General features: G+C 36.3%; 21 protein-coding genes. 8 read left to right on the top strand and 13 right to left on the bottom strand.

Annotated elements, in window-relative coordinates; genetic code table 11:
• A complete protein-coding gene (locus MLC35_RS04040) occupies window positions 1–507 on the top strand; it encodes a phosphatidylglycerophosphatase A family protein (RefSeq protein WP_151900732.1) in 507 nt (168 codons plus the stop codon).
• Between the two features lie 124 nt (window positions 508–631).
• On the opposite strand, the gene MLC35_RS04035 is transcribed toward MLC35_RS04040, so the two are convergent.
• From MLC35_RS04035 to gdhA, 3 genes are all read right to left on the bottom strand, one after another.
• Window positions 632–826: a YwbE family protein gene (locus MLC35_RS04035; protein WP_151900733.1), complete on the bottom strand. Its 195-nt coding sequence runs from the start codon at window positions 824–826 to the stop codon at window positions 632–634.
• Window positions 819–2,603 (bottom strand): mechanosensitive ion channel family protein, encoded by a 1,785-nt coding sequence (locus MLC35_RS04030; protein ID WP_230973245.1) that lies wholly within the window; start codon window positions 2,601–2,603, stop codon window positions 819–821. The genes MLC35_RS04035 and MLC35_RS04030 overlap by 8 nt, the downstream gene beginning before the upstream one ends.
• Before the next feature lie 67 nt (window positions 2,604–2,670).
• Window positions 2,671–4,020 (bottom strand): NADP-specific glutamate dehydrogenase, encoded by a 1,350-nt coding sequence (gene gdhA / locus MLC35_RS04025; protein ID WP_347400469.1) that lies wholly within the window; start codon window positions 4,018–4,020, stop codon window positions 2,671–2,673.
• Between the two features lie 181 nt (window positions 4,021–4,201).
• Between gdhA and MLC35_RS04020 the strand changes: the two genes are divergently transcribed.
• Window positions 4,202–6,115: a methyl-accepting chemotaxis protein gene (locus tag MLC35_RS04020; protein WP_434581377.1), complete on the top strand. Its 1,914-nt coding sequence runs from the start codon at window positions 4,202–4,204 to the stop codon at window positions 6,113–6,115.
• 9 nt (window positions 6,116–6,124) lie between these two features.
• On the opposite strand, the gene MLC35_RS04015 is transcribed toward MLC35_RS04020, so the two are convergent.
• Complete coding sequence (locus tag MLC35_RS04015; RefSeq protein WP_151900736.1) at window positions 6,125–6,496, bottom strand: hypothetical protein; 372 nt, start codon at window positions 6,494–6,496, stop codon at window positions 6,125–6,127.
• A gap of 78 nt (window positions 6,497–6,574) precedes the next feature.
• Between MLC35_RS04015 and MLC35_RS04010 the strand changes: the two genes are divergently transcribed.
• On the top strand, window positions 6,575–6,973 hold the full coding sequence (locus MLC35_RS04010; RefSeq protein ID WP_151900737.1) for a rhodanese-like domain-containing protein: 399 nt from the start codon (window positions 6,575–6,577) through the stop codon (window positions 6,971–6,973).
• 129 nt (window positions 6,974–7,102) lie between these two features.
• Here MLC35_RS04010 and MLC35_RS04005 read toward each other — a convergent pair whose 3' ends face one another.
• Complete coding sequence (locus tag MLC35_RS04005; protein ID WP_434637917.1) at window positions 7,103–7,576, bottom strand: hypothetical protein; 474 nt, start codon at window positions 7,574–7,576, stop codon at window positions 7,103–7,105.
• A gap of 75 nt (window positions 7,577–7,651) precedes the next feature.
• Here MLC35_RS04005 and MLC35_RS04000 point away from each other — a divergent pair, with 75 nt between their 5' ends.
• Window positions 7,652–8,359 carry a DUF445 domain-containing protein gene (locus MLC35_RS04000; protein WP_346388515.1) on the top strand — a complete coding sequence of 236 codons (708 nt, stop codon included), beginning with the start codon at window positions 7,652–7,654 and terminating at the stop codon, window positions 8,357–8,359.
• 4 nt (window positions 8,360–8,363) lie between these two features.
• Here the strand turns inward: MLC35_RS04000 and MLC35_RS03995 are convergent, their stop codons facing one another.
• The gene (locus MLC35_RS03995; protein WP_434637915.1) at window positions 8,364–8,570 is read right to left on the bottom strand and encodes an RNA-binding S4 domain-containing protein; all 207 of its coding nucleotides are present in this window, start codon (window positions 8,568–8,570) and stop codon (window positions 8,364–8,366) included.
• Window positions 8,560–8,820, bottom strand: a complete 261-nt coding sequence (locus tag MLC35_RS03990; RefSeq protein WP_434637913.1) for a GIY-YIG nuclease family protein — start codon at window positions 8,818–8,820, stop codon at window positions 8,560–8,562. Before MLC35_RS03990 ends, MLC35_RS03995 begins: the two co-directional genes overlap by 11 nt.
• A gap of 159 nt (window positions 8,821–8,979) precedes the next feature.
• On the opposite strand from MLC35_RS03990, the gene MLC35_RS03985 reads away from it, so the two are divergent.
• Entirely contained in the window at window positions 8,980–9,732 is a 753-nt protein-coding gene (locus tag MLC35_RS03985) for a response regulator transcription factor (RefSeq protein ID WP_151900742.1), read from the top strand.
• Here the strand turns inward: MLC35_RS03985 and MLC35_RS03980 are convergent.
• The 5 genes from MLC35_RS03980 to pepN all read right to left on the bottom strand — a co-directional run bounded on the left by MLC35_RS03980 (window position 9,729) and on the right by pepN (window position 17,302).
• Window positions 9,729–12,023, bottom strand: coding sequence for an ATP-binding protein (locus MLC35_RS03980; RefSeq protein ID WP_434637911.1), 2,295 nt, complete (start codon window positions 12,021–12,023; stop codon window positions 9,729–9,731). The two genes, MLC35_RS03985 and MLC35_RS03980, sit on opposite strands and share 4 nt — an antisense overlap.
• Window positions 12,024–12,033: 10 nt before the next feature.
• Window positions 12,034–12,852: a peptide deformylase gene (locus MLC35_RS03975; protein ID WP_151900744.1), complete on the bottom strand. Its 819-nt coding sequence runs from the start codon at window positions 12,850–12,852 to the stop codon at window positions 12,034–12,036.
• A gap of 57 nt (window positions 12,853–12,909) precedes the next feature.
• Window positions 12,910–13,086 (bottom strand): hypothetical protein, encoded by a 177-nt coding sequence (locus MLC35_RS03970; RefSeq protein WP_188109968.1) that lies wholly within the window; start codon window positions 13,084–13,086, stop codon window positions 12,910–12,912.
• A gap of 15 nt (window positions 13,087–13,101) precedes the next feature.
• Window positions 13,102–14,571, bottom strand: a complete 1,470-nt coding sequence (locus MLC35_RS03965; protein WP_151900745.1) for an NAD(P)/FAD-dependent oxidoreductase — start codon at window positions 14,569–14,571, stop codon at window positions 13,102–13,104.
• A gap of 169 nt (window positions 14,572–14,740) precedes the next feature.
• Window positions 14,741–17,302, bottom strand: coding sequence for an aminopeptidase N (gene pepN / locus MLC35_RS03960; protein ID WP_434637909.1), 2,562 nt, complete (start codon window positions 17,300–17,302; stop codon window positions 14,741–14,743).
• A gap of 210 nt (window positions 17,303–17,512) precedes the next feature.
• Between pepN and MLC35_RS03955 the strand changes: the two genes are divergently transcribed.
• Window positions 17,513–19,321, top strand: coding sequence for an EAL domain-containing protein (locus tag MLC35_RS03955; protein ID WP_434637907.1), 1,809 nt, complete (start codon window positions 17,513–17,515; stop codon window positions 19,319–19,321).
• Here the strand turns inward: MLC35_RS03955 and MLC35_RS03950 are convergent.
• A complete protein-coding gene (locus MLC35_RS03950) occupies window positions 19,318–20,592 on the bottom strand; it encodes a DEAD/DEAH box helicase (protein ID WP_434637905.1) in 1,275 nt (424 codons plus the stop codon). The two genes, MLC35_RS03955 and MLC35_RS03950, sit on opposite strands and share 4 nt — an antisense overlap.
• Before the next feature lie 153 nt (window positions 20,593–20,745).
• Here MLC35_RS03950 and MLC35_RS03945 point away from each other — a divergent pair, with 153 nt between their 5' ends.
• Window positions 20,746–22,596: an EAL domain-containing protein gene (locus tag MLC35_RS03945; RefSeq protein ID WP_434637903.1), complete on the top strand. Its 1,851-nt coding sequence runs from the start codon at window positions 20,746–20,748 to the stop codon at window positions 22,594–22,596.
• 79 nt (window positions 22,597–22,675) lie between these two features.
• Window positions 22,676–23,164 (top strand): DUF2062 domain-containing protein, encoded by a 489-nt coding sequence (locus MLC35_RS03940; RefSeq protein ID WP_151900750.1) that lies wholly within the window; start codon window positions 22,676–22,678, stop codon window positions 23,162–23,164.
• Window positions 23,165–23,167 lie beyond the last annotated feature (3 nt).

The raw sequence follows: 23,167 nt of genomic DNA, 5'->3' as shown, positions 1-23,167 counted from the left end.
ATGAACTGGTTTTTTCTCACTTTAGGCTACAGCGGACTCTCTCCTAAAGCTCCCGGAACTATGGGAACACTGGCTTCACTGCCGCTTGGTATGGCAATACTTGTCTACTTTGATGCAACTACACTTTTTTTGGCGGCACTGCTTATTTCGATTATAGCCATTAAAGTTATTAACAAATATGAAGATGAAACAGGCAATCATGATGACCAAAGAATAGTGATAGATGAACTTGCCGGGATGTGGTTTGCACTCAGTGTTGCACCCGCTGTCGGTGTTGCAAGCACTGAGATAACGGATCTTCAAAATGGGTTTTTGGTGCAGGCACTTCTCTCTTTTGTTCTTTTTCGATATTTTGATATAACAAAACCCTCTATTATAGGGAGAATAGACCGTGAAGCAAAAGGCGGCGTCGGCGTGATGGGAGATGATATTATTGCAGGTTTTGCGGCCGGAATCTCCTCAGCTGCGCTTTGGCAGGGATGGCTCTACATCAGTAAAATGATATAAAACATCCCCCGTCAATGCCATTAAGTTAAGCAAATCAATACTTTCTCGGAACCGGTACTTCAGTGCCGGCTGTTACAATAGTCTTTCCACTCTCAGCCCGGACTAAAGTCCGTGTTGCGAAAAATCAATATATCTCCTTTACCCGTCCTACTTCGCCACTCATCAAACGGACTTTAATACCGTGAGGGTGTGTTGCAGATTTTGTAAGAATATCTCTGACAATCCCGTCTGTTAAATAGCCGCTTTCCTGATCCTGCTTTAAAACGATGGCAACAGAAGCACCCTGTTTGATATCTGCTCTTTTCGTACCCTTATTCATGTTCATCCTTTGTTTCATTATAAATTGAGAGAGACGGAAAGGCAAATTCTAAAGAGTTTCTTTCAAAAATTATCATTATTTTTTCCATAACATCCTGCTTCGTCTTCAGCCACTCTTCCCACTCCACTGATTTTGAAAAACAGTATACAAGTATGTTAATGCTTGAATCTGCAAACTCGTCAAGATACACAAGCAGTGTCTTTTTGACACCTTCAAGATCATCTTTAGAAACAAGTTTTGCTATATGTCCATACTCAATCTCATGCTCATATTTTGTATTTTTTGTTGCAATTTTCGGATGATTTTGCAGCATTTCTCTGATTTCCTTGATGGCATTTTTAATATCTTCCTGTCTGGAGTCATATTTTACACCCAGTTTCATCTTTATTCTGCGTCCAAGTTTTCTTTTGTTCCAGTTTTTTATATCTTTGGATGCAAAGGTGCCGTTTGGAATGGCAATAAGAGCATTATCAAAGGTTCTTAGTGTTGTCACACGCAAACCGATTTCAACAACAACACCCTCTTTGCCGTCAACTTCTATCCAGTCGCCTTGTGAAAATACATCGCTGAAAAGGACAGAGAGTGTTCCAAAAAAGTTTGAAATTGTATCTTTTGCTGCAAAAGCAACCGCAAAACCACCAATTCCAAGACCAGAAAGTACAGCGGTCAAGTCAACACCGGCAAAATACAGAACAATCAGCAAACCGATAATAACAATAAAGAAATTGATAATTTTCAATCCGACATTAATCAGTTCGCTTTTTATATTTGATTTTTCTTTTTCAAAAGTATTGAGCTTGATAATGGCTGCCGTATTGACAATAATATAAATAATATATGTAAAATAAAAGCCGTATATCATGTTAAATATACGACTTACTTCCTCTATGGAGCTGAAATTATTGTAAACATATATGACCATGTTTACATTAATAATCAGGATGAGGATCTCTATACTTTTACGCAGTTTCTCAAGAATCTGTTCAGAGTATCTGCTTAAAAAGTCTATTTGAAGAAACAGTTTTTGCAATGCGATATAAAAAACTTTTCTTAAAACATAAATTACCAAAATCAGCAAAAAGATAATAATAAGCTTCACAACACTCAGTCCGTACGACTCTAAAAACCCATCTACAGCTTTCACCACCGTAAAGGAGTTAATAAAAACAACAGGCTTGATTATATGGTATTTGACATATTTGTTCAGTCGGTAGAGTTTATTCTCTGCTTTGTATAAAAAGGCTATAAAATCACTGTTTATCTCCTGCAGCGCATAGTATTCCTCTATATTTTTTTTTGCCGCTTTTAAGATGGGAGAAGGATCTTTGAGTGCCAAAATATGTTTATAGTCTTTTGCTGTAATTTTACTCAGGGCTTCTTGATTCTGTGCCGTATAAACATTTAATTTTTCTTCAAAATCCTGAATATTCGGTACATCCAACGACAAAAGTACATTTTTAATCAATATATTCTGATTTTTGACAATTTCATACGACTTCAACTGTGCCTCATCTCTGATTACGGCATATCCGTTACCCAGCCGTCTGTTAATCGCAATGATTTTTTTCAGTGAAAATATTTCCTTGCTGAAATCCTGCACATTCTCAATATACTGCTGTTTGTTTGAGATGATAGTATTGAGTTCCTGATCATACATGTACTCCTGTTTTTGCAGTAAATTTTCTATCTGCTCCTGGGAGAGATTTGCATCATTCATTTGATACACCAGCTGTAACTGTGCATCTATAAACTCTGAGTATTTTACCTTTGCACTCAATGTCCCGGCAAATATAAAAACAAAAGCCAGTAAAATTAATTGAACTTTTTTAATTGGAAATCCTTTATTATATACCTTCAGCTATCATAGCATCAGCTACTTTTTTAAATCCTGCAATATTTGCACCATCAACATAATTCCCCTCTACTCCATAGTCTTTTGCCGTAAGCGCCACCCGTTTACAGATCATCTGCATCGTCTCCTGAAGCTTGTAGTTCACCTTTTCATAACTCCATTTACTCATAGAAGCATTTTGACTCATCTCAAATTCACTCACAGCCACACCCCCTGCATTGGCCGCTTTAGCCGGTGCAAAGCATACTTTATGCGATTGCAGCAAAGCAATAGCATTTGGAGTCGATGGCATATTCGCACCCTCAGAAACACTCACGCAGCCGTTTTCTATAAGATTTTGCGCATCCGCTTCAAAGAGTTCGTTTTGCGTAGCGCACGGAAAAGCCGCATAACACGGAATATTCCAAACAGCATGCTCCCCTTCAGGGTACTCTGATACAGGCGTATATTTTGCCTCTGTATGTGTCTGTACATACATTTCCAAAGAATTGCTTCGATTCAGTTTTAACTCTTTTACCAGAGCCAGGTCAATCCCTCTTGGATCATACACTGTCCCGTGAGAATCCGAACATGTCACTACAACAGCACCAATCTCCTGCAGCTTTTCGATTACATGTAAAGCAACATTTCCAGCACCGCTGACTGTGCATATTTTTCCCTCAAGAGGCTCTTTGTTTTCAATTTCAAGCATACTCTGTGTAAAATAGACCACCCCGTAGCCTGTTGCTTCGGGACGCATTAAAGAACCTCCGAAAAAATAGGGTTTTCCGGTCAAAGCACCTTCGTATGAAGATGTAATCTTTTTATACTCTCCAAAGAGATAGCCGATTTCCCGGGCACCGACTCCAATGTCACCGGCAGGGACATCTATGCGCGGCCCGATATATTTATGCAACTCTGTCATAAAGGCTGTACAAAACTTCATAACTTCAAAGTCACTTTTTCCTTTTGGATCAAAATCACTCCCCCCTTTGGCACCACCTATAGGTAAACCCGTCAGTGAGTTTTTCAAAATCTGCTCAAAACCCAAAAACTTCAAAATCCCTTCATTCACACTCGGATGAAAACGGAGTCCTCCTTTATAGGGTCCGAGTGCGTTGTTAAACTGTACTCTGTATCCTGTATTTACCTGTATTTGATTATTGTCATCCAGCCAGGTCACTTTAAACTTTATAATCCTGTCAGGAACGACCAATCTGTCTAAAATTCCGAATCTGCTGTATCTCTCATCAGACTCAAGCAACGGGGCAATCGAGTAAATCACCTCCTCCATCGCCTGGTAAAATACATTGTTTTCAGCACAGTTACCATGCTCAAATTTTTTAATTTCTTTCTCTGCTATCGACAAAAAGAATCCTTTATAAACTACTATTGTGAAGGAATTGTAGCACAAGCTGGAAAAAAAGTAAAAACTATTGAAAAAAGTCACAAATTTATCATAAAAGCCCTTGCTTTAAGTCAGTCATAATATATAACATATTATTATGTGACAATCTTGTGATTTACTTATAAGGAACATATTCATGTTTAGAAACAAAAGCATAAAAGAACTGATGTGGCTATTAACAATAGTTATTGTTGTATCTCTCGTCGGTGCAGCCGGATTTACATATTATGCGCTTAACAGCATAGAAAAAGAGTTCAATGAGATAAAAGAGAGTTCCATTGACACATCTCTGACTATCTATGATATAGAAAAAAGAATGAACTATATCAGCAGAAATGACAGAGATGTTATGCTCGGCGGCGATATTGAAAAAGACAAAAGAGAGCTCAGAGAAAATATCAGTGCAATTGCAGAAAATTTCAAAAAACTTGAAAAAGTATCCAAAAACGGTTCCAATGCAGAACTTCTGAAAAAGGCAAAATATTCAACACTGAAATTTATCAATGAAGCATATAAGTATATAGATTCTTTAAGCACTGATGATATTAAAAACAACAAAGAAGGCATTTACCACGTTTATCATCAAAAACTCTCGCCTTTGGCTATGGAGTCACGAAAATATTTTAAAACATTTGTAAAAAACAAAAAAGAACAATTTATAAAAGATATGAAAGCCATGAGAAGCGCCATAACATTTTACAAATTATTTGTACTTGGTTCAAGTCTCCTTATTATCATTATATTATTTTTGCTCACTACAAAAATCAGAACTTCCATAGTTTCAGGTATCAACAGATTCAGATGTCTGATAGAGACTGCTTCCAATGGTGATTTCAGCAAAAAGAATGAAATCAGAACACAGGGAGACACCGAACTTGATGCTATGGGCAAAGCACTCAAAATCCTTATAGAACACACTGAAAATATGATTCATGAAGTAAATACTGCTATAACAAATGCCTCCCAGGGTGACTTTTCCAAACCTATCTCTACTGAAGGAATGCACGGAGAGTTCCTGGTTGCTATCAGAAATGTCAGTAAAAGTATAGATTTTATGCGTGAACAGTATCAAAAAGCACAAAGAGACTCTTTTAACTCAAAACTGAGTGTAAAAAGCGTCAATGTATCCGAATCTCTTACCGTTATTCAATCTGATTTAAAAACAAATATAGAAAAAATCAAAGAAGTAACACATGCTACAGATTCTGCTGCAAAACTTGCAAATGACTCTCGGGCAAATATCAACACTGTTGTCAATGGACTGCATGAACTCAATGAACAGGTAGGTACAAACCATTCAAATATAGACGAACTTGCTTCACAAACAAATAATATTACATCAGTCATCGAGCTTATTACCGATATTGCCGATCAGACAAATCTTTTAGCTCTTAATGCTGCCATAGAAGCAGCCCGTGCAGGTGAACATGGTCGAGGATTCGCAGTTGTAGCAGATGAAGTCAGAAAACTTGCAGAACGTACACACAAGGCTACAAGCGAAATTTCAATCTCTATAAAATCACTCCAGCAGGGTATGAGCGAAATTCAGACAAGTTCTGAACTGATGAAAGAGACAGTAGATGCCTCTACCGCTAAAATAGAAGAGTTTGAAACGACACTCATTGAACTGAGTGACTCCTCAACAAAAATTGTAGACCAGTCATACTATATGGAAAACAGTATATTTATTGTACTGGCAAAAATAGATCATATTTTATATAAATCACGAGCATATAACTCTTTGATTTCTTTGAAAAAAGTACTCAAAGCAGTCTCTTCTCATGAATGTAATCTTGGACAATGGTATGATCATGAAGGAAAAGAACGATTTAGCAATACTTCGGCTTATCCGCAAATAGCACAACCTCATAATATTGTCCATGAAAATGCAAACAAAAACCTTGCATTCCTTGATAAAACAAACGCGCAAGAAGAGGTATTGGAACATGCTCAGGATATTTTACACAACTTCGAAGATATGGAAAAAGCATCAGAAGAACTCTTTATACTTCTTGACACTATGCTGAGTCAAACACAAAGAGAAGAATAAGCTCTTTGTTTACTCCCACTCCTCATATTTGGAGTGAGAGTGCTTGTCTTTTTTATACCGTTTGGCATTTTTACTTTTTTCCAACTGGTTTATACTGTAAAGCAGTTCTTCTTTAATATTATCAATATCTTCATCAGAATCTTTATAGCCTATCATTTTTTTTACGAGCTGTTGCAGATCCTGCAGTTCACCCTTGTACAGTTGCACCTCTTCCACCCGATTGAGCAGTTTCAGCGCATTGTCAATCTTTTTATTGTACTTTTCATGGTCCAGGGCATCGCTGTTTAGCAAGTAGGACAAAATACTTTTTTTAAATCTTTCCAGTGCTCGGATATACCGAAGCCTGTTTGCATTCTCGATTGCTTTTTTAGATGCTGCCATTGTAAGCCTATTATTTATTTATGAGTATAATTATACAAGAGATTTCTAAGAACTCGAACAATATTTGGAGAAAATACCATGAAAAAAGCAATTTTACTGCTGATGCTCTTTGCTCTGTCCTTAGCAGCAGAAGTAAAAAATGAATATATTTCACAAGAATTACTCAAGCAAAATATTCCTATCGTAGATATCAGAACACCGGGAGAATGGAAAGAGACCGGTCTTTTAAAAGGTGCAATTCCTATCATGTTTTGGGATGCAAGAGGAAACTATGATGTAAGAAAATTTTTAAATGAATTACATAAAAAAGTTGACACCACAAAACCTTTCGCCCTTATCTGCCATACAGGCAGCAGAACTTCCATAGTCGCGCCGTGGCTTGCAAAAGAGTTTGGGTATAAAGTAATCAACCTCAAGGGTGGAATGGAGTATGCAACCAAAGGGTTACATCTCAAAACAGTATCCTACAGGCAATGAGTCGATTAAAAACAGTTTTAAAATTTCTTCTTTTTCTGACACTCCGAATTGCGATAACATTCGGAGTGCTTGGATTGCTGATTTTTCTTCTCTGGGGTGCTCTTTATCTTATTTTTTACTAAATCCGAATCAGAGTAATGATTTTATAACATTACTGACCCCTTGGTGCAGATTATAATTGGCTATTGGAAAGTCCAGACTTTCATTTTCCAAGTTCACCGTATACCTGCTTAAATATGTCCCTAACTCATTCAAGTCTATCGGTGTGTACTGCCCACATTTCTCCTCTTCAAGTTTTGTCCGTACTAATTTATTTGCCTCATTAGAGTGTGCAAGGGTAAAAGCCAGTGTTTTCAAACTCAAAAAATCACTCCATCGAAGAAAAATTTCGGGAGTCAACGTCTCTATATACTCTCCTTCCGGTGTAAACAACAGATCATTGTCCCGCAAAGGAATCAGTACCGATAAAATTGCACGTGAAAAGGGGGCCACTTTATCACTCCAAAATGGTGACTCATTTCTTGTTTTGAGCTCTTTTTCAATTTCATTTACTATCGTATCTAGACTTTCATTTTTAAAAAGTTCATATGTTTTTTGTTTCATACCCTCATCCATGTAATATTTTTTATAATCATACACTTTTAGTATATAATTTCACATTTAAAAAGGAGCAATAGTATGAAATTACATAAAAGTTTTATCACAAACCTCACTGCGCTGTTTCTAGTTGGAATATCTTTTATAGTGCCTTTATACAAAGAAGCTTTATTATATGCAGGTCTGTTTGCACTCTCTGGTGCCTTGACAAATCAGTTGGCAATTCACATGCTCTTTGAAAAAGTACCTTTTTTGTATGGTTCCGGTGTTATCGTAGAGAGATTTGAAGCATTTAAAAGTGCTATAAAAAATCTTATCATGAATGAATTTTTCACAAAAGAACAGCTGGAAAAGTTTTTTGCCAATGAAGAAAAAAAAATAAACCTTGTACCTATCATAGAAGAGACAGATTTTACACCTGCTTTTGATGCTTTAAGCAAAACAGTAATGGAGTCCTCTTTTGGCGGCATGTTAGGGATGTTCGGCGGAGAAAAAGCCTTGAGCACTTTAAAAGAACCTTTTACAAACAAACTCAAATCAGCAGTCATAAAAATAGTCACATCCAAAGCATTTAATAACACCCTGCAACACCACCTTACCCATTCATCCTTAAATGACGATATGATACAATCAATCGAACGGGTTGTAGATGCAAGACTAAGTGAACTGACGCCTCAAATGGTCAAAGAAATCGTACAAAAAATGATACATGAGCACCTTGACTGGCTGGTTGTATGGGGTGGTGTGTTTGGAGGGCTGATCGGACTACTGAGTTCTTTTATACTATAGAAGTTTAAACAACTTCTATAGTTACATCATTACCTACACTCAACACATCGCCTGCTCTTATTTTGGCACGTTTGCGCAGTTCAACTTCTCCATTACGGGTCACATATCCGTCAGCTACAATCATTTTTGCCTGTGCGCCGCTGTCTACAAGATCTAACACTTTTAATAATTTATACAACTCTATATACTCATCTTTTAACTCAAATTTCATCTACTCTCCTCTTTATAATTTTCAGTTTTTCTGACCGTGATAATTTTTTTATTTCATATTCACGCTTTGAAGCACTGCTTCTGTTTGTATGTTCTTCATTATATACCAATCTTACCGGTCTTCTGATTTTAGTATATTTTGCACCTTTTTCTGAATGGTTATGTTCAGAAACCCGTCGTTTCAAATCTGTTGTTATCCCTGTATACAGGCTATTATCACTACATTGTAAAATATATACATAATATACCATTTATACGTCCTTTCATCAAACTATATCATAACTACAGTATCATTTTGTAACAATTTCTTAAAAATATATGAATTTAGTTGTAAATAACAAAAAGTTATAATATAATAAAGACTTAATTTATCACAAATTGGTCACTTTTTTTTAATATAGGAAAAGAATATGGAAAAACAAAAAGTAATAATAGTCGAAGATGATGAAATCACATCACTTAACTTAAATATGTCTTTACAAAAGCACGGATACAGTGTGGTGGCGATGTGTGATAATGCTCCTATGGCAAAAAGTAAAATAGCTACACACAATCCGGATGTCATTATTATTGATATCTCTTTACAAGAAAGCAATGACGGAATCGAACTTGCAAAAACTATAAAAGAAAAATATGATATTCCTTTTATTTATCTCACTTCGTACAGTGATGATGACATTATTGCCCAGGCAAAACTTACTGAACCTTATGGATATATTGTAAAACCTTTTGACCCCGGATCTCTGCATGCAACTATTCAAATGGCTTTGTTCAAATACCAACAGGAAAATGAGAGAAAAGAGAATATCAATTCACTCAAAGTAGATAAACTGAATCTGGAAAAATTACTCTATTCCAAGCGTTCACAAGACAAACCAATTGTTCCGTTCGGGGGTGGTGATTACCATCTTGACATCAGTATATGCGAAACCTTTTACAAAGGGAAAAAAATCAAGCTTACAAAAAAAGAAAATGCTTTTTTACGCCTTCTTGTTGCCCAACTTGGTTTGGTTGTATCATTTGAGCAGGCAATGAACTATGTCTGGGACGAGCACGGTGCTACAGAAAACAGTGTCAGAACACTGGTTTGGAGACTGCGAAACAAACTTGAAACAGACATTATAAAAAATGCCTCAGGAATTGGCTATTATATAGAAGATTAATTTATTTTAATGGATGCAATCTTTTCTTCTATTTCTTTCAGGGTTTTCTCATAATTATAGTCTGCATTTTCAAGTTTTGCCATTCTTTCCATTTCAGTTGCATTTTTTTGTAAAATTTCAATTCTGAAATTTCCACTTGACCCTTTAATACTATGAGCCAGAAGTGCTGTTTTTTTATAATCTCTTGCAGCAACCGCTTTTGCCAAGTCACTCAGGGTCGTTTTCATTTTTTTGATAAAAAGTGTCAAAAGCATAATAAGTTCATCTTCATTCAACATCAACTCTTTCATCAGTTTCTTCGCATCCAACCCTGTAATCTTTTGGTTGTCAGTGGAAGATATATCTGTTTTATCTTCCTGTATAACACTGTAGGAATCCAGTTTCAGATATGCCATAAAAACACGTTCCAACTCTTTTAAAACCAGAGGCTTCCCTAAAAATGTGTCAAATCCGTTCAGTAAATCTCTCTCTTTACTCCCCTTTAACACATTGGCCGTCAGGGCAGAGATTGGCGTATGACTTAAACCGTTTTTTTCCTCGTATTCGATAATTTTAATGACGGCATCTGTTCCGTTCATAACAGGCATCTGTTCATCCATAAGAATCAAATCATATTTGTTTTTTTGATACAGTGCAACCGCTTCTTTTCCATTGTGAGCCAAATCAAATGTCAAGCCATATCTGTTGAGGACAATCTTCATTAATTCCTGGTTTGCCTCATTGTCCTCAGCAACCAGGATATGTCCCTTAAATCTATTGGATATTTTTTTATTATGAATTAATGATAATTCAGGGTTGAGCAGCTCATTGAAATGTTTATGAATTTTTGAACAATACAGAGGAAAACTCATCGCTTTGATGTGCGCATAGTGTTCATATGTATCATACTCTTTGCTCATAAGTGCTATATATTTTTTCCCAGAGTAGATAATCTCTTTTTGTATGTTTATGTCACATGTCTCATGTACAAATATACATATGTCAAACTCGCAGTCCAGCGTCTCTACAACACTGATGTTCATCGCAAAAATTTCAGCATACTTCAAAAAGGATTCATGTCGGAAATCCAAAACTTTGTCTTTTGCATAAAGTACCATTTTTAGTTTCTGAAAATCACTGATATCTTTAAATACCTGACACTCATCATTTTGCACTGCAACAGGAATATCCAGCCAAAAGGTACTGCCCTCTCCCACCTGTGATTCTACATGAACACTTCCATTCATTAACTCTGCAAGCTGGTGTGATATACACAGACCCAGACCCGTTCCCTCTTTGTTGTTGTTTTGGCTAAACTGTGCCTGTGTAAATGCTACAAATATACTTTCCATATCTTTTTCGTTTATGCCGACTCCATTGTCTGTTACACTGATTTTCAGTTGGTTGTCATGACAGCTTGCTTCAACCTTTATCACACCACCGTCGGGTGTAAATTTTATGGCATTACTTAAAAAATTTGAGACTATCTGTTGAATTCGAAGGACATCGCCAAACAACTCTTTTGGAATACGAGGATCTATAAATGAAGTAATGGTAATATTTTTTGAATTTGCACTGGCTACAAAAAGCTCCATCGTATGGCTTAGCTCTTCATGCAGAGAAAAAATCTTTGGTTCAATCGTAAACTCACCGCTTCTCAGTTTTGAAAAGTCCAAAATATCATTGATAATACTCAGTAAGTTTTCGCCACTGCTTAATATAATATCTAAATAATTTCTATGTTTATTGCTTATATCTTCATCCATCAAAAGGTTTACAAAGCCTAAAATAGCATTTAAAGGCGTGCGAATTTCATGAGACATATTGGAAAGAAAGTACTCTTTTGCCTGAGAAGCACGCAGTGCTTCCTGTCTTGCGTCAATAAGCTTTTGAAAAATACTGTCTGTATAATACTTTAAAATACCTTTAAAATTTTTATCAAAAATATACGAAATTTCTTCAAAGATCTCTTTTGAATTTATCTTCGCATCATACGTGAACTCTACCATAGAACGACGAAAATTACTGCATATCTCAAACAACTCGTCAGCACTGATTTCACGATGTTTCAAATAGGCCAAAAACTCCTGCATAACAGGACAGTCACCGATATCTCTCTCACCCGCGATTACACCCATAAAGTAGTCAAATACACCGCTGGCATATTTTTCTATAAATTCTTTTTCATCTATCTTATGTAAATGAAGGATCTCTTTTACAGAAGCATACGATATCCATTGCTGTAATATATCTGACTTTGAAGATACAAATATACCTTTTACTGCTCTTAAATGGATGCTGCCTTCTTTCATTGTTATACCATTATCCTACATGTAACAAAAAGTATGACGCAACTGTAATGACAAACAGTTTCACCAAAGATATTGCAGTTGTTCCGACAATATTGCCCAATTGGCAACTACTGCATGCGACATAAAGTTTTCCTTCATACTGAGCATAAAAAAAGTAAACTATGTTTAACCCAAGGACTCCGTATATCGTATAAAGTTGATATGTCCATAAAGTCTGTAACGTCTGCTCCTTATCAATAAAGAAAGATGCTACAAGCGGAAGAAGCATAAAAAACATAACGACATGTATGAGTTTCAAAATTTTGTCTCTGAAAAAGACCGTAGGACAGTAATCGGCATTTGTAGTATTTATACCATTTTCTAAATTTTTTTCAAACTTCTCTTTTTCTTCTTTGGACATTTTTTGCACAAAAGTAGCGCCAAAGGTATAGTCTATTTTTCGCTGAATTCTTACAGAAAAATCTCCACTTGCCTGCAGTGACTTATCATTTCCGTTTCTGTCTTGATAAACAACGCTGATAGTTTCAAACCGTTGTATCTGTGCTGTTTTTCCAGGATAGTACAGCGTTGATTCTGTAGCCGTGACAGTACCCTTATGGTTTATCAACCGGGGGTTTATCATCTCTATCAGCTTCCCTTCATCATCTTTTACAATAATCAGGTTATAGTAACTCCCTATCTGATAAGCACTCAAAGCATCCAAATTATTTTCATTGATAGTATCTTTGAGATCTTCTATCAAGGCAAACAATTCATCATCAAATTTTCTTATGTCTACAGCGTATTCTATACTCAGGGGCGTAGGATGCGTTATAATCTCTCTTACCATTATTTTTTATACCTTATACACGAAAGAGTCTTGAATAAAATTTCAAGACTCTTCTTGTTAATGACTTTTACCTACAACTATAATCATTTTTATATTGATTATTATAAATCTGATAAACTGCCAGATTACACACGTACGCATTTTTCTAGCAAATGCCCCCGGTATCATTGTTAATGTAAACTGATCATTCTTTTGAAAATTTACCTCTTCTTCAACATGTTTTACTTCGCTCATAATATCTCCTCTTTTTTATTCTGGAATTAATGTCCAACCTGGATTTAGTTTTGCTTTATAGATAAACAGATAGTGTAAAATATGTTTAATCCAGTGTCCAGCAAGACCTATTTCACCAAATGTATAGTCTGTATCACGCCCTGTTCCCGGATATTTTTCAAAATCAGGAACAACAGGATAGACTGTCATAGCAGCCGCAGTTCCGTCAAACAAACCTTTTCCGGCACTTGCAACACAGGCAGCGCCCATTTCAGCCATTGACGCTTCATGCAGGTGGGCATTTTCGCCTTTTGTAATCATATCACAAACAGAGTGTGCAACCGCTTTTCCGATAATACCAGAAGGCATACCCGTTCTTGGAGGCGTCGGATTAATCGGTGTTCCGTTTGGTGATTTCATCGGTTTAGAGATAAGATGTGGCGGAGCAAAAGCAATACCTGCAGCAAACATATTTTTATAAGTAGGATTTTGGTATGTTCTTGGCCAGTCACTTGCTTTCCACTCTTCGTATGGCTTTGGCGTATAGTCCGCATCCACTTTCATGAAGCCGTTTGGAGCAAATACCGTATCAGTAATATCTTCACCGGCTTTGTTGTAGGCTTTTAAACCAACACCCGCAAAAGGAGGAATAAGCATTGCAAAATCAAACTCTTCTTCACCAGTTGAACCGTCAAGCAGTTCATACTCAACTTTTCCGGCTTCTACTTTACTTGTATGTGCACCGATAAGCCAGTCAACATTTCTTTCGGCAAAAAGGGATTCTGCAAACAGTTTGGAAGAAACAACATAGCCGCCAACTTTCATATGCAGTCCGCCCATACCGAAGTCACCTAAAAAAGATTCATTGGAAATCCATTTCATATCTGCCATGTCACGCACACCGGCTTTTCTTAATTCATGCTCAATATTGAAAATATACTCAAATGCAGCCCCCTGACATGTACACATTCCGTGTCCTGTTCCTATTAGGAATTTTTGACGGGTACCGCCTTTCATTTTTTCAATGGCTTCATTTAATTTTTCTGAAGCATGGACTGCATGGTCAGCTGTACAGACAGAAACAGTATGCTCACCCAATTGACTACCTTCGCCTAAACCCGGAGTAGCTCCGAAATTCAGCTTTGGTCCTGTCGCATTGACAATATAATCATACTCTATATTTTCAGTCTGTCCTGCTTTGTCAGCACTTGTATACTCAATAGTCACAAAAGGTTTATCACTTGACTGCGAACCTTCCGGATTTAAAGAGAGCGCTTTTGCCTGACGATAATCAATACCGGCTTTTGCATAAACAGGCGCTAAATCAAATGTCACATCCTCTTTTTTCATTTGGCCGACACCCACCCAGATGTTTGACGGAATCCAGTTCCACTTGGCATTTGGAGTGACAACAACAACTTCATGATCTGAGCCTAACCATTTTGCAGCGAATGTAGCTGTTGTATGACCAGCAACACCACCACCTAATACAACTAATCTTGCCATATAATTTTCCTCTATAATTTAAGTTCTTGGTAACTTTATCAAAATAATATCACAATGTTATCACATGATTTTCTTTCTTTTTTAGATAAATTTTAAAAGCAAAAGACACAACAGTCTGAAAATGCCTAAAACAGGGCATTTGTAAAAACAGTAACTCCATAAATTAAGTTTATTTTAATATTTTATCAATAATTTCAAAACTGTTTTTTGAAAGCCCCTGTGTAGAAATTACACGCGAGAGTTCTTTTTTTATCAGTTCTTGATTATGTTTGTTCATTTTATCACAGACTTTAAAAGCACCGCAGAGCCCTGAAGCTATTTGCGGATTGATTTTATCTATTTCTATGATTTTGTCAGCCAGGAATTTATATCCGCTTCCGTCTTTGGCATGAAAATGTTTATGGTTTCGCGCGAAAGAACCGACTAAAGAGCGGACAAGATTAGGTACTTTTTCATCATATACTTTGTCTCTTTGAAGTTTTTCAACACGTTCGAGCACATCATAACGGCTCGAAGATGCCAAAATTGCAAAATATTTGTTCATGACGAGTGTTTCATCTTTATATCTGTTATAAAAATCCTGCAGTGCAACTTCAGCATACGATACATGTAAGTTTTCCAAAACATCCAAAGCAACAATACGGTCAGTCATCGTAAGTGATTCTTCATACTGCTTTTGTGCCAACTCTGCGACCTCACTATTTTTCAAAATAGAGAGAATTTTCAATGCTCTGTTTTTTATAGCTCGTTTTGCAATATGTTTTGCTGCTAAACTTCCTGATGCAGGCAGATGATTTTGCTTATAAATATCTAACAACTTCTCTTTGTATTTTTGCGCTATATGCAACAACAGTTGATCCTGTGCATCATATATCACGTCAAAATCTATCTCTTTTTGCAGTTGCATAATTGCTGAAACAGACGGCAGTTCCAAAAGCAGTGCTTTGTAAGACAAGTCGACATCCAAATCAAGCAAATGTCCATAGGCATCTACAAAATCATTATTGATTGCATTCGACTCTATAATTTCATTGATTGTCCGGAGTGCAAAATTCTGTGTTGCCTCATACTGCGTAAAACTGTTTGTATCATACTTCATTAAAAAAGCATAGTTATTTTCTTCCTGTTCTACAATTATCGGTGCAGAAAAATCCCTGTTTATCGAAAGTACCGGTTTTTCTTTTAAATTATCAAATACAAAAGTTTCACTTTCTTTCGATATTATCAAAGTTTCTGCCAAAATCTCATTACCATCTCTATCTAAAAGCCCCATCTTTAAAGGGTGATAATAAGGCTTTTGTTTTTTTCCATCAACATCATCTGGAACTTTTTGTGTTAATACTATGCTATATGTCCCGTTTTCAAACGACTCCTTTACATGTAAACGCGGTGTACCGCTTTGTTTGTACCATCTTTTAAAAAGTTCCAAGTCAAAATCACCGCATTGATGCATCGCCCATAAAAAGTCATCAGTGGTAACCGCCTGTCCGTCAAAGGTTTCAAAATACAAATCCATTGCCTGTCTGTAGTTTTTCTCACCCAAAAGTGTATAAACCATGCGTATCACTTCTGCACCCTTTTCATAGACCGTAGCTGTATAAAAATTGTTCATAGATATATAAGACTCCGGCTGAATAGGATGGCGTGTCGGGGAAGCATCTTCGACAAACTGTCTTTCTCTGAGTGCTTTTACATCTTCAATGCGTTGCACCTGTACTGAATTCATATCTGCTGAAAAGCACTGGTCGCGAAAAACTGTCAGTCCCTCTTTGAGTGTGAGTTGAAACCAGTCTCTACATGTAATGCGGTTTCCTGTCCAGTTGTGAAAGTACTCATGCGCTATCACAGACTCTATTCCCATAAAATTGGCATCAGTGGCTGTATCGGTATCTGCCAGTACATAGGCGGAGTTAAAAATATTGAGTCCCTTGTTCTCCATTGCACCCATGTTAAAACTGTCAACCGCTACAATATTGTATATATCCAAATCATAGGCACGCCCGTATTTCTCTTCATCCCATTTCATAGAGGCTTTCAGCGAGTGCATGGCATGATGACACTTCTGCTCATTTCCCAAATCGCAGTAAATATTCAATGCGACTTTATTGCCTTGTATTGTTGTAAATTCATCACTTATGCTGCCCAAATTTCCTGCCACAAGCGCAAAAAGATACGAAGGTTTTGGATGCGGATCCTGCCAGGTCACCCCATGGCGTTCATTGAAATCATCATGACATTTAATTTTATTGCCGTTACTGAGTAAAACAGGATACTTCTTTTTGTCTGCAAAAATCGTCGTTGTAAACAGACTCATGATATCCGGACGGTCAAGGAAAGGTGTAATACTTCTAAATCCCTCAGGCTCATTCTGGGTACAAAAAATATCGCCTGATTTATACAGCCCTTCAAGTTCTGTATTGTCTTGCGGATATATTTTGTTTTTTATTTTTATCTCAAACGCATCAGGAACATTGAGAACAGTCAGGTGTTCCTCTTCGATAATATAACGGCTCTCCTGCAACTTTAAAGCATTTAAAGAAAGCTCTAAAAGTTCCAGATTCACAGCATCAAGAGTTAAATCATTCACACTTGCATCTATTTTTTTTATCTGCATAGTATTTGTCACGAGTGTCTCTTCTTCAAATAATTCAAACAACAAATCAACACTCTCAATTGCATAGGCGGGCTTTTTATAATCTTTTAGATATTTTGTTTTTACTTCTGTATTCATTATTACTCTTTCATTTTTAATACTGATATTTTACTTAAATTTTCCATGAAAATTCATTAATTTTAAAGTATAAGAAAGTTTTATACAATATAATTCCACATGTTCAATTCAAAATTAATAAATTTCAAAAACTTACTTGTTTTTATCCTCATATACACACTCTTTTTCTTTCTTTACGGATTATATTCTTACAGTACGGCCGAAAAAGCCTTGCATGCAAATATTAAACAAGAACTGCTCCATGGTGCAAACAGTGTCCCTTTGATTCTTAAAAGTACCTACCATGATGATAATTTGCTTGCAAAGAAGCCTTCGTATGCACAAGATTTTGAAAATATTAAAAATCTTACTCAGTTTATCCGTAATACCCATCTTGCATATGTATACTCCTTCGTCCGGGATAAAAACAATATCATCAGATTTTCAAGTTCAAGTGCCAAAGAAAAAGATTTGGAACAAAACAGCAGTGACATCTACTCTTTTGATACATATACAGACCCACAACTGCAAGAGCTTTTTAACACTACAAACTTCAACCAACCTCTTTTTAATCATTCAAAAGACAAATGGGGAGACTTTTACAGTGTCTACATCCTTAAACAGACAAAAAACGGTAAAAAATATGTTGTCGGTGCCGATTACAATATTGAGGACATCATCACACTCAAACATATACTTTTAAGTAAAATTCTGTATTTGATTGTCCCTGTATTTTTTATCATTCTGTTTTATATGTTTTTCAACTTCATCGTTGTCAAACGTTTAAACAGTATTGTGACACAAAAAACAGACGAAATTGAAAAGGCTTACAATGTTGATGCACTTACGCAGCTTGAAAATGCCAAAAAACTTGTTTATGACTTAGCTAAAAAACACAATGACATTCCCTTTTTTATTGCCATTTTGGATATTGAACATTTTGGTATGCTGAATGATATTTACGGTTATGCCTACGGAAATGAATATCTGAAATATGTTGCAAAACTGCTGCAAAAAAATATCTCTTTGGACCTGAAACTGTATAAACTCCATGCAGACTTGTTTTGCATAGTCAACACACAGACAATGCCGGTAAAAGCATTTATGCAAAAAACAGAAGATATCCTCTCTGCTTTGCATCACCAAAAATTTACCTGTGAGGGATACAAAACTACACTCAGTATGAAAGCCGGCATAGGAGAAGTTGTTGAAAGTTCCAATCCATTTATTCATGCCGAAATAGCCTTGAAGTTTGCAAAAAAACACAATATGCTCTTAGCCTTGTATCATGAAAATATGAATCACAACAAAAAAAACAAACGTATTTTGGATGATATAGATTATGCCCTGCAATATAACAAGGTCTACAGCTATCTGCAACCCATATATGATGTCAAACAGCACAAAATCATCAAATATGAGACACTTATGCGCCTAGAGAGACAAAACGGAGAGATTGTTGCTCCATGGTATTTTTTGGATGTAGCCAAAAAGACACCTCTTTATCATAAACTCTCTCTGCAAATGTTTACACAGGTTATTCAAATAGCCAAAAAGAACCCTTCTTTAAGCTTTTCTTTTAATATTTCCGCTTTGGATATTCAAAATTCGGAATTCTGCGAAGCCATTTTTACGCAGGCGGTCCAAGAAAATATTGCCCGGCAGTTAACCTTGGAAATTTTAGAAAGTGAGGAGTTTGACAATTTTGATGCACTCTGTAAATTTATACAAAAAGCAAAAGATGCCCGGATCACAATTGCCATGGATGATTTTGGAAGCGGATATTCCAATCTTTCAAATGTCATCAAACTGAATCTCAATTATCTTAAAATTGACGGTTCCATAGTCAAATATATTGCATCAGACATACATTATGAAAAACTCTTTAAAAATATTATCAATTTGGCAAAAGAGCTTGACCTTATAACCATTGCTGAGTATATAGAAGACGAGACGATACAAAACAAGGCTATAGAACTTGGGATTGATATGCTCCAGGGCTATCATATAGGAAAGCCTCTGCCCGATATTTTAGACTAGTCTCTCTTGGTTGTCTTACGCTTTTTCGGATTTCGTTTCGTCTGTATACCTGTGGTATTTTTACTGTAGTGACGAACTCTTTTACTTTCAGGCTTTTTATGCTCTGCTTTGAGTTTGACTTCATCCACATCTTTTCTTCGTATCGTCGGGTCCGGTTCAAAACCTTCTACCACTTCTTGAGGAATTTTTTGCCCTATAAGCTTTTCTATATCTTTTATGTCATATTTTTCATAAATATCAATGAGAGAAATTGCCTCACCTTCACGTCCTGCACGCCCCGTACGACCGACCCTGTGAACATAATCTTCAGGAATTGAAGGCAGTTCGTAGTTAATGACATAAGGCAACTCTTCTATGTCCAAACCACGTGAAGCAATGTCGGTTGCCACCAATACTCTTGTTTTACCCTCTTTAAACTGCTTGAGTGTTTTTAAGCGGTTTGCTTTTGTTCTGTCTCCGTGAAGAATCCCACATTTTAGTCCGTCTTTTTGCAGTTCCTCAAAAAGTCTGTCGGCACTTGCTTTTGTTCTTGTAAAAACCAAAACCTGAGGAAAGTTTCTTGAACCGATGAGATACGCCAAAAGCTCGGCTTTTCTTGCAGTATCCACAAGATAGGCCACCTGATTGATTGTATCTACCGTTGTATTTTTCTTCGCTGTTTCTATAAATGCCGGTTTGGTCAAAATCAGTTTGGAGAGCCTGCGTACCTTGTCACTGAATGTTGCCGAAAAAAGAAGTGTCTGATGTCTCTTTGGCATAAGCGGATGAATTTTTCGAATATCTTTGGTAAAACCCATATCTAACATTCTGTCCGCTTCATCAAGCACAAAGATTTCTACATCTTTGAGGCTCAGACCGTTTTCTATATGTTCTAAAAGACGTCCGGGCGTTGCAATAACAATCTCCGTCCCCTTTTTCAAGGCTTCACGCTGCTTTTGCAAATCTTTGCCGCCAACCAGAATCGTTGTCCGAATCTCCATATATTTTGATAAAGCCGTAATATCATCATATATCTGTATACTCAACTCCCGTGTAGGAGAAAGTATAACAGCACGAATTCCTTTGCCCTGTACAGGTTTTCTCAGTTTTTGCAGTATCGGCAAAACAAAAGCGGCTGTCTTGCCCGTTCCCGTCTGTGCTGTTGCAAAAACATCTTTTTTTGCCAGTACCAAGGGGATAGCCCTTGTTTGCACCAGAGTAGGCTCTGTATAGCCCAAATCCTTTATAGCATCCAGTAACGGCTTAAAAACTCCCAGCTTTTCAAATGACATTTTCTTCCCTCAATTAATATATCTAATTTTAGCATATTTTCTTCCCTTTGTATCACATTTTGTTTATAAATCAGATAATAAAATTTAATAGCTGTTTCAGCAATACTTGTGATAATTTTGTGATATAATTACCAAAAAATTAAAAGTTAGCGAATGATTCAAGCCTATAAACATTATTTACATATACTGCTTAACACTGAACAGGTCAGTGAAGATGAACTCAAAGAAGCATCTATTATTATAGTACCGATGATTATAGGGCCCGTAAGCCTTGTCTGGGCTCTTATTTATATCGCTTTTGAACAGTATATTCCGGCACTCATCCCTCTTTTTTACTCTTGTGTCTCATTTATAAACCTTTGGTGTTACAGGCGAAATAAAAATTTGTTAATCATTCAGAAAGTCCAAATGTTACTGGTCCTTATTTTACCATTTCTGCTCATGTGGACCTTAGGAGGCTTCGCACAGGGAAGCTATGTCATGATTTGGGCATTTTTTGCCCCTATTGCCTCGCTTATTCATGAAAAAGAGCAAAAGTCTCAGTACTGGCTCTATTCATTTGTAGCCCTGGTGGTGTTGTCAGTAGTCATAGATCCTCTCCTGATTACACATTACAATCACACCATACCGCCGCTGGCACAGGAAGTTTTTTTCTTTTTGAATGTTACTGCCGCTTTGTGCGGTATATATCTTTTACTCAAATATTTTATTCGCAAAACAGATATCAACACAAAAGAAAAACTCAAAGAAAAACACAATGAACTCATGGAATATACCCAGGATGAGTTAACCAAAATGTTTTACACAGACTCTCTGACAGGTTTGCCAAACAGACGGGCCCTGATAGAAGCAAAAAAGGAGATAAACAATTTCTCGCTTCTTTTGATAAACATAGATACTTTCAGTCAGATAAATGATCTTTATGGTGAAAAATTCGGAGACAAGGTTCTTATAAAATTTTCTGAATTTTTGCAGGAAAATCTTAAAAAGAATCCGGAATGCAAACTGTTCAGACTCAGCGGAGACGAGTTTGTTTTACTCTCCAAAGAGAAAAACCGCAACACACTCAAAAATAATCTCACAAAACTTATAGAAGAGATACACAAACATCCTCTTACAATTGAAGACCATGATATCTATTTAAACATAACCGTCGGTATCTCTTTTGAAGAAACAGAACTTCTCCTGCCTACTGCAAATATGGCACTCAAACTTGCAAAAAAAGAGTCAAAAAATATCGTTTTTTACAGTGATGAAGCCTCACTCAACGAAGAATATGAAAATAATCTAAAATGGATTCAGGAGATAAAAGATGCCATCCTTGAGAACAGAATTGTTATGTTTTTTCAACCTATTATGGATAACAAAACGCGTACAGTTACCAAATACGAATCACTGATACGGCTTGTAGACAAGAAAGGCAATATTATTACACCATGGCACTTTTTGGAAATTGCAAAAAAAGCCAAACTTTATAAAAAACTGACAAAAATTGTGATCAGAAAGAGTTTTGAAGCTTTTAAAGACAACACCTATGATTTTTCCATTAATTTAACCATTGAAGACATTCTGGATCACAATATGAATGAATATATTTTTCAAATGCTGCAAAACTATGGCATAGGGAAGAGAGTTATTTTTGAAATTGTCGAGAGTGAAAGTATAAAAAACTTTGACACCGTTGAACGCTTTATAAAGAAAGTGAAATCCTACGGATGCCGTATTGCCATAGATGATTTTGGCACAGGGTACTCAAACTTTGAATACCTTATGAAACTGCAGGCAGATTTCATCAAAATAGACGGCAGTATTATCAAATCCATTCTAAACAACAAAAGTTCAGAAGTTTTGACCTCCGTCATTATTTCCTTTGCCAAAGAGATGAATATAAAAACAATAGCAGAATATGTTGAAACGAAAGAGATACATGAAAAACTCATAAAAATGGGTGTAAACAAATCACAGGGTTATTATATAGACAAACCGAGTGCAGACCTGCACTAAAACATTTTTCACTGCTGTTTATAAGTTCTCTCCTGCTATAATCATGGTCAAATATAATTTATATAAAACAAGTACAGAGATGATAAGAAAAACTTTAAAAAAAACCTCCAAACATAAAAAACTCAGAGATTTAATAAAAAAATATAAAATACCCCCAGAGTATCTTGCAACAAACCGTAAAATGATTTCACGCGGTGTACTTATAGGTCTCTTTATAGCATTTATTCCTATGCCTATGCAGATGGCAGCCGTTTTGCTTTTTGTGCCCTTTATAAAATTCAATGTACCTGTAGCTCTTGCCATGTGTTGGCTGAGCAATCCTTTGACAATGCCTCCAATGTACTATATGGAGTACCTGACCGGTTCATTTTTGCTTGGCATACAACCGGAACCTGTACAAATGACACTTGAATGGTTTTCAAACAACTTAGACAATATTTTCATACCTCTTTATTTTGGTACTACGATCTATTCTGTTTTTGGTTCCATTGCAGGGTACTTCTTAGTAAACTTTCTTTGGAAACAATCTGTTGAAAAGGAAAAAAAGAAACATTATTCAGACAGGTAAACT

Source organism: Sulfurimonas sp. NW7, assembly GCF_051132265.1.
Lineage (GTDB): Bacteria > Campylobacterota > Campylobacteria > Campylobacterales > Sulfurimonadaceae > Sulfurimonas > Sulfurimonas hydrogeniphila.
This window is presented reverse-complemented; position numbering and strand designations above follow the sequence as displayed.

Excerpts from the sequence above, each read along its gene's own strand:
- MLC35_RS04040 (WP_151900732.1), top strand. The coding sequence starts at position 1 with ATGAACTGGTTTTTTCTCACTTTAGGCTACAGCGGACTCTCTCCTAAA.
- MLC35_RS04020 (WP_434581377.1), top strand. The coding sequence starts at position 4,202 with ATGTTTAGAAACAAAAGCATAAAAGAACTGATGTGGCTATTAACAATA.
- MLC35_RS03940 (WP_151900750.1), top strand. The coding sequence starts at position 22,676 with ATGATAAGAAAAACTTTAAAAAAAACCTCCAAACATAAAAAACTCAGA.
- MLC35_RS03950 (WP_434637905.1), bottom strand. The coding sequence starts at position 20,592 with ATGTCATTTGAAAAGCTGGGAGTTTTTAAGCCGTTACTGGATGCTATA.
- MLC35_RS03970 (WP_188109968.1), bottom strand. The coding sequence starts at position 13,086 with ATGAGCGAAGTAAAACATGTTGAAGAAGAGGTAAATTTTCAAAAGAAT.
- MLC35_RS04000 (WP_346388515.1), top strand. The coding sequence starts at position 7,652 with ATGAAATTACATAAAAGTTTTATCACAAACCTCACTGCGCTGTTTCTA.
- MLC35_RS03990 (WP_434637913.1), bottom strand. The coding sequence starts at position 8,820 with ATGGTATATTATGTATATATTTTACAATGTAGTGATAATAGCCTGTAT.
- MLC35_RS03995 (WP_434637915.1), bottom strand. The coding sequence starts at position 8,570 with ATGAAATTTGAGTTAAAAGATGAGTATATAGAGTTGTATAAATTATTA.
- MLC35_RS03965 (WP_151900745.1), bottom strand. The coding sequence starts at position 14,571 with ATGGCAAGATTAGTTGTATTAGGTGGTGGTGTTGCTGGTCATACAACA.
- MLC35_RS04010 (WP_151900737.1), top strand. The coding sequence starts at position 6,575 with ATGAAAAAAGCAATTTTACTGCTGATGCTCTTTGCTCTGTCCTTAGCA.
- MLC35_RS04015 (WP_151900736.1), bottom strand. The coding sequence starts at position 6,496 with ATGGCAGCATCTAAAAAAGCAATCGAGAATGCAAACAGGCTTCGGTAT.
- MLC35_RS03985 (WP_151900742.1), top strand. The coding sequence starts at position 8,980 with ATGGAAAAACAAAAAGTAATAATAGTCGAAGATGATGAAATCACATCA.
- MLC35_RS04005 (WP_434637917.1), bottom strand. The coding sequence starts at position 7,576 with ATGAAACAAAAAACATATGAACTTTTTAAAAATGAAAGTCTAGATACG.
- pepN (WP_434637909.1), bottom strand. The coding sequence starts at position 17,302 with ATGAATACAGAAGTAAAAACAAAATATCTAAAAGATTATAAAAAGCCC.
- MLC35_RS03980 (WP_434637911.1), bottom strand. The coding sequence starts at position 12,023 with ATGAAAGAAGGCAGCATCCATTTAAGAGCAGTAAAAGGTATATTTGTA.
- MLC35_RS03945 (WP_434637903.1), top strand. The coding sequence starts at position 20,746 with ATGATTCAAGCCTATAAACATTATTTACATATACTGCTTAACACTGAA.
- MLC35_RS04035 (WP_151900733.1), bottom strand. The coding sequence starts at position 826 with ATGAATAAGGGTACGAAAAGAGCAGATATCAAACAGGGTGCTTCTGTT.
- MLC35_RS03975 (WP_151900744.1), bottom strand. The coding sequence starts at position 12,852 with ATGGTAAGAGAGATTATAACGCATCCTACGCCCCTGAGTATAGAATAC.